The organism is Methyloglobulus sp. (assembly GCF_046714055.1).
GTDB lineage: Bacteria > Pseudomonadota > Gammaproteobacteria > Methylococcales > Methylomonadaceae > Methyloglobulus.
The window spans coordinates 1-5,341 of sequence record NZ_JBKKBJ010000144.1 but is presented as its reverse complement, the minus strand read 5'-3'; the positions used below and the strand labels follow the sequence as shown (position 1 = coordinate 5,341).

The window sequence follows — 5,341 nt, the reverse complement described above, 5'->3', positions numbered from 1 at the left end:
GGCATAGTTAGGATCAAAAGGTTTGCCAGATTTGATGACGCCGAAGGCGATATGAATTAACTTACGCATAGCGGCACAAGTAATGGCTTTACCGTTTTTACCGTTACTCTGAAGGCGACCCCAAAAGGCCTGAATGACGGGGTTATGGCGCTTGGCACAAAGAGCGGGCATGTATAAAACCTTACGTGTTAGTGCTTGTATTATTATCACTACTTATTTCGGTCAATGTTCAGGCTGAATTGCCGACAGTAACCCCTTATCGGCCAACGGTTTCAAATCCTGCCGAATTATCAGCTTTAAATCATTTCGAATTTGAGCTGGGAACACAATTTAATCAACCTGGGATGATTGAGGAACAATATAGCCTTCCGTTTTTACTAAAATATGCGTTCCTTGAAAATTGGGGAATTTTAGTCGGTGGTGAGGCCTGGATTAAAGCCGAAAACGCGGAACACGTTGATAGCAGTTTTGGTAATACGACGCTCTTATTAAAATATTATCACCCTCTCAGCAGTACATTGGCATTCGGTATTGAAGGCGGTGTTATCTTGCCTTCTGCCGCTAAACCTTTAGGAACGGGGCGCACCGATTATTCAGGCACTTTAATTATTAGCCAGGATATTGCTGATTTACGCGTTGATTTAAATATAGGTGTGATTCGCCAAGGTTTTCATACCAAAGAACATGATCGCTATAAATATAATTGGGCTCTTGCTGCTTCGCATCCTCTTTCAGGTCATTGGGGTATAGCAGGTGAGTTCTCTGGAGTTTTAGGATCGCAACAAGAAACCTCCAGCCAATGGTTAATGGCACTTAATTATACGGTTAATCGCCAGTTGGTATTGGATTTCGGAGGATCGGTTGGCTTAACCACGAATTCAGATGATTACGGCGCTTTTGCAGGCTTTAGTTTCTTGTTTGACTCTTGAAGAACGTTCGCGGCTTGGACGGTTAAATAATATCAACATAACATATAAACGGGTTGTTACAACCTTATGCACCCAGAACTGATTAAGCTGGAACAAACCTTTGGGCTGTCAGCCTTGAGTAAAATAGATGATCCCTTTCTCGAAAACCATGACATCAATCTATGGATAAAACGGGACGACCTGCTACATCCCGTCATTTCCGGAAACAAATGGCGTAAGCTTAAATATAGCCTGGATGAAGCCTTGTCGCTGGGCACGGATACAATCATCAGCATGGGTGGCGCTTACTCAAACCACCTGCACGCTTTAGCTTATGTGGGCAGGATTCTCGGCCTGAACACCATAGGCATTATTCGAGGTGAACGACCTGTACCCTTAACCCCCACCTTGTTGGATATGGAAAACTGGGGGATGGAACTACGTTTTGTATCGCGTCCTGATTATCGCCACTACAGAAACTATAAGCATTGGCAGGATTTGCCCGGACTCAAGCCCCACCAATACTGGTTACCGGAAGGCGGCGCAACTAGCCTGGCCTTAAAAGGCATTGCGGAATTGGTCGATGAAATTGACATCCCATACGATACCTTGTGTGTGACTTGTGGAACAGGAGCCACGTTGGCGGGTCTTATCAACGCCGTTTCTGGGAAAATTTCAGTGCTGGGTTTTGCCGCATTAAAAAACGCCGGATTTTTGCAATCGGATGTGCAATCATTGCTGTCTGGAGAATTTCATAACTGGGAAATATTTCAGGATTACCATTTCGGTGGATTTGCTAAACTTAACCCAACATTAGTGTCATTTATGGCTGCTTTTGAGCAAAAAACTTTAATCCCATTGGAACCCGTGTATACCGGAAAAATGCTGTATGGTCTCTACGATTTGATTGCAAAAGGCTATTTTAAGCCGGGGCAGCGTATTGTCGCCGTACATACTGGTGGCTTACAGGGGAAAAGAGGTTACGCCTGATGCAAAGAGTGCTAGAACCTGAGTTAATGGACGACGCAGAACAAGTTGTCGCTTATGCGGAAGCTGATTTTGAAAAGCCGCATAGTGAATTTATACAGCGGCTAAAAGCATTTGTGAATGAACCCGGCTTCAGCGGCAAAGCGCTGGATTTGGGTTGCGGTCCTGGCGATATCAGCCGCCGGTTTGCCAGGGCTTTTCCCTTCTGCAAGATTGATGCTATTGATGGTTCCAAACCCATGATAGATTATGGTGTAAATTCTATTGATGCTGAATTGCAATCACGGCTGAATTTTATTCACGGAAAGCTGCCCGATACTGAACTGCCGGAATTGCGTTACCATATTATTTTCAGCAACAGTTTGCTGCACCACCTGCCTGACCCGCAAGTGCTTTGGCAAGTGGTGAAGACGTATTCCACATCCGGTACGCGCATAGCCGTTATGGACTTAATAAGGCCGGACACAACCGAAATGGCAAAAGCATTAATCGAAACCTATGCCACTAAGGAACCCGAAATATTACAACGGGATTTTTATTGTTCCTTGCTGGCGGCATTTACCGTTGAAGAAATCAACGACCAGATGGCCCAAGCGGGGCTACCCCTGACTGTCGAGCAAATCAGTGACCGGCATGTTTTCATATCAGGTATCGCAAGCTGACACTAATGGACAACACATGACAACACTAGATGTGACAACAAAAGAGAAAATTGAAACTATCGACCTGCAAAGACCGGAATTCTACATCAACCGTGAACTAAGCCTGCTCGAGTTCAATAAGCGGGTGTTGGCACAAGCCAAAGATGAAAACGTACCTTTACTGGAACGGCTTAATTATCTGTGCATCTCCTGTTCCAATCTCGATGAATTTTACGAAATCCGTGTTGCCGGCGTGATACAAATGGCGGCTATTGATCCCAAAGTCATAATCGGACAAGATGGTTTAAATCCTAATGAACAACTGGAACTCATTGCCACTAATGCCCATCAACTGGTTGATGAGCAATACAGGGTGCTCAATGAGATATTGATCCCGAAACTGCAACAGGAAAATATACGCTTTATCCGCCGCAATGACTGGACTGAAGTACAGCATCAATGGCTGGAAACTTACTTTAACGACCAATTATTGCCAATTTTGTCCCCGGTAGGCCTGGATTCTGCCCATCCCTTTCCACGGATTTTAAACAAGAGCTTAAATTTTATTATCTCCCTGACAGGCAAGGACGCGTTTGGGCGGAACAGCGGACGCGCCATTTTACAAGCGCCTAGGTCCCTGCCGCGTATCATCCAGTTTCCAGCGGAAGAAACCCAAAGCGGGACTGCCGATTTCGTGTTTTTGTCTTCCATCATCCATGCTTTTGTGGGAGAGCTGTTCAATGGCATGGCCGTCAAGGGCTGTTACCAGTTCAGGGTGACCCGGAACAGTGATTTTTTTGTCGATGACGATGCCATCGATGACTTGCTGCTGGCTGTGCAAGGCGAATTGGCGATGCGTAATTACGGGGATGAAGTGCGCCTGGAAATTGATGCTATGTGTCCCGATGAAACTGTCAGCTTCCTGCTAGACCGGTTTGAAATGACACGGGATCGCCTCTTTTTGGTGGATGGCCCGGTTAACCTTAACCGATTGCAGGAAATAATAGCCCTAGTTGATCGTCCCGATCTCACGTTCACTCCATTCAAACCTGTTGTCCCTATACAACTGACGCGGAATAAGGATATCTTCGCTGCTATCAAACGCCATGACATTTTACTGCACCACCCTTTTGAGTCTTTCTCGCCAGTCGTTGAATTTCTCCGCCAGGCGGCGGTTGCGCCGGATGTGTTGGCGATTAAGCAAACGCTTTACCGTACTGGCGCTGACTCGCCGATTGTCAGCGCCTTGATTAAAGCGGCAAGTGCCGGTAAGGAAGTGACTGTCGTTATCGAGTTAAGGGCACGATTTGACGAGAAAGACAATATCAGTTTGGCGGCCAAACTACAGGAAGCGGCGGTTCATGTCGTGTACGGTGTGGTGGGCTATAAAACCCATGCCAAAATGTGCCTGGTGTTGAAAAGGGAAGGCAAGGAATTGCGTAATTATGTACATTTAGGTACTGGCAATTACCATCCCAAAACAGCACTGCTCTATACAGATTACGGCCTGTTTTCCTGCGACAAGGATTTAGGTGAAGATGTCAGAAGAATATTCGCGCAATTGACAAGCCTTGGAAAAGTAAGCAAATTACATAAATTATTGCAATCGCCTTTCACCTTGCACAGTGGCATTATTGAAAAAATTGACCGTGAAATTCTACATGCCAAGGAAGGCAAAACTGCCAAAATCATCATCAAGGTGAATGCTATTGTTGAAGAACAAGCCATTCAGGCGCTTTACCGGGCATCGCAGGCCGGTGTCAAGATTAAACTCATCGTCCGGGGTATTTGCTGTTTAAAGCCGGGTATCCCAGGCGTGTCAGAAAATATAGAGGTGCGGTCTATCATCGGGCGTTTTCTGGAACATGCCCGTGTGTTTGCATTTGCGAATGATGGTAACTGGGAAGTCTATGCGTCTAGCGGGGACTTGATGAACCGCAATATGTTTCAGCGCGTGGAAGCTTGTTTTCCTATTGAAAGCAAACGCTTGCATAATCGTATATTACGCGACCTTGACACTTATCTGAGCGATAACAGCCAATCCTGGCTCTTGCAACCCGATGGCAGTTATGCACAAATAAAACGTAAAAAAAATCAAGAATTGATACAAGCACAGACGGTACTTTTACAGGAATTACAAAATCAGCCATGACACAACCCTGCGAAATCGCCCAACTTGGGGCAAAGGTACTAAGGCAACATGCCGAGATTGTTCAGCACGTTGATAGCCCAGAAATCCAGCAAATCATCAAGGATATGCAAACAACTCTGGCAACCACCCAAGGCGTTGGCCTTGCTGCGCCACAAATCAGCCGACTCAAGCGGATTATCATCGTCGCTTCCCGACCGACAACACGCTATCCAACAGCGCCGCTAATGGCACCAACAGTGATGATAAACCCTGTTTTCGAGGCATTATCCAATGAGAAGGAAAAAGACTGGGAAGGTTGTTTGAGCATTCCGGGCATACGTGCTTTAGTGCCCCGATATAAGGCCATCAGGGTGCAATATACCGACGAACAAGGTAATCCTGTTGAGCAAAAACTGGAAGGTTTTGTCGCCAGGGTCTTACAACACGAAGCCGACCACCTGGAAGGCAAGGTCTACCTGGATCGGGTCGAAAGTACCGAAGATATTATTTCCGAAAGCGAATATTTCAAGTTATTCACGCGTAGGGAGGTTTCGCTTTAGAGACTGTGAAAGTATTATTTCACCATCCGCGTGGTATAATGTACTCCATTGATAAATATAATGAATTGTATATAGACATGACATCACGCCGCTACAAACCTGTTTCGAACAGGC

General features: G+C 45.8%; 5 protein-coding genes. All 5 read left to right on the top strand.

Features of this window, described 5'->3' with window-relative positions; translation table 11 throughout:
* The first annotated feature begins 191 nt into the window (after positions 1-191).
* On the top strand, positions 192-929 hold the full coding sequence (locus tag ACLQ6D_RS08745) for a transporter (RefSeq protein WP_411726900.1): 738 nt from the start codon (positions 192-194) through the stop codon (positions 927-929).
* Positions 930-995: 66 nt separating this feature from the next.
* Positions 996-1,898 (top strand): 1-aminocyclopropane-1-carboxylate deaminase/D-cysteine desulfhydrase, encoded by a 903-nt coding sequence (locus tag ACLQ6D_RS08740; protein ID WP_411726899.1) that lies wholly within the window; start codon positions 996-998, stop codon positions 1,896-1,898.
* Entirely contained in the window at positions 1,898-2,557 is a 660-nt protein-coding gene (locus ACLQ6D_RS08735) for a class I SAM-dependent methyltransferase (protein WP_411726898.1), read from the top strand. The genes ACLQ6D_RS08740 and ACLQ6D_RS08735 overlap by 1 nt, the downstream gene beginning before the upstream one ends.
* Positions 2,558-2,573: 16 nt before the next feature.
* On the top strand, positions 2,574-4,688 hold the full coding sequence (gene ppk1 / locus ACLQ6D_RS08730; RefSeq protein WP_411726897.1) for a polyphosphate kinase 1: 2,115 nt from the start codon (positions 2,574-2,576) through the stop codon (positions 4,686-4,688).
* Positions 4,685-5,227, top strand: a complete 543-nt coding sequence (gene def / locus ACLQ6D_RS08725) for a peptide deformylase (protein WP_411726896.1) — start codon at positions 4,685-4,687, stop codon at positions 5,225-5,227. The genes ppk1 and def overlap by 4 nt, the downstream gene beginning before the upstream one ends.
* Positions 5,228-5,341: the final 114 nt, after the last annotated feature.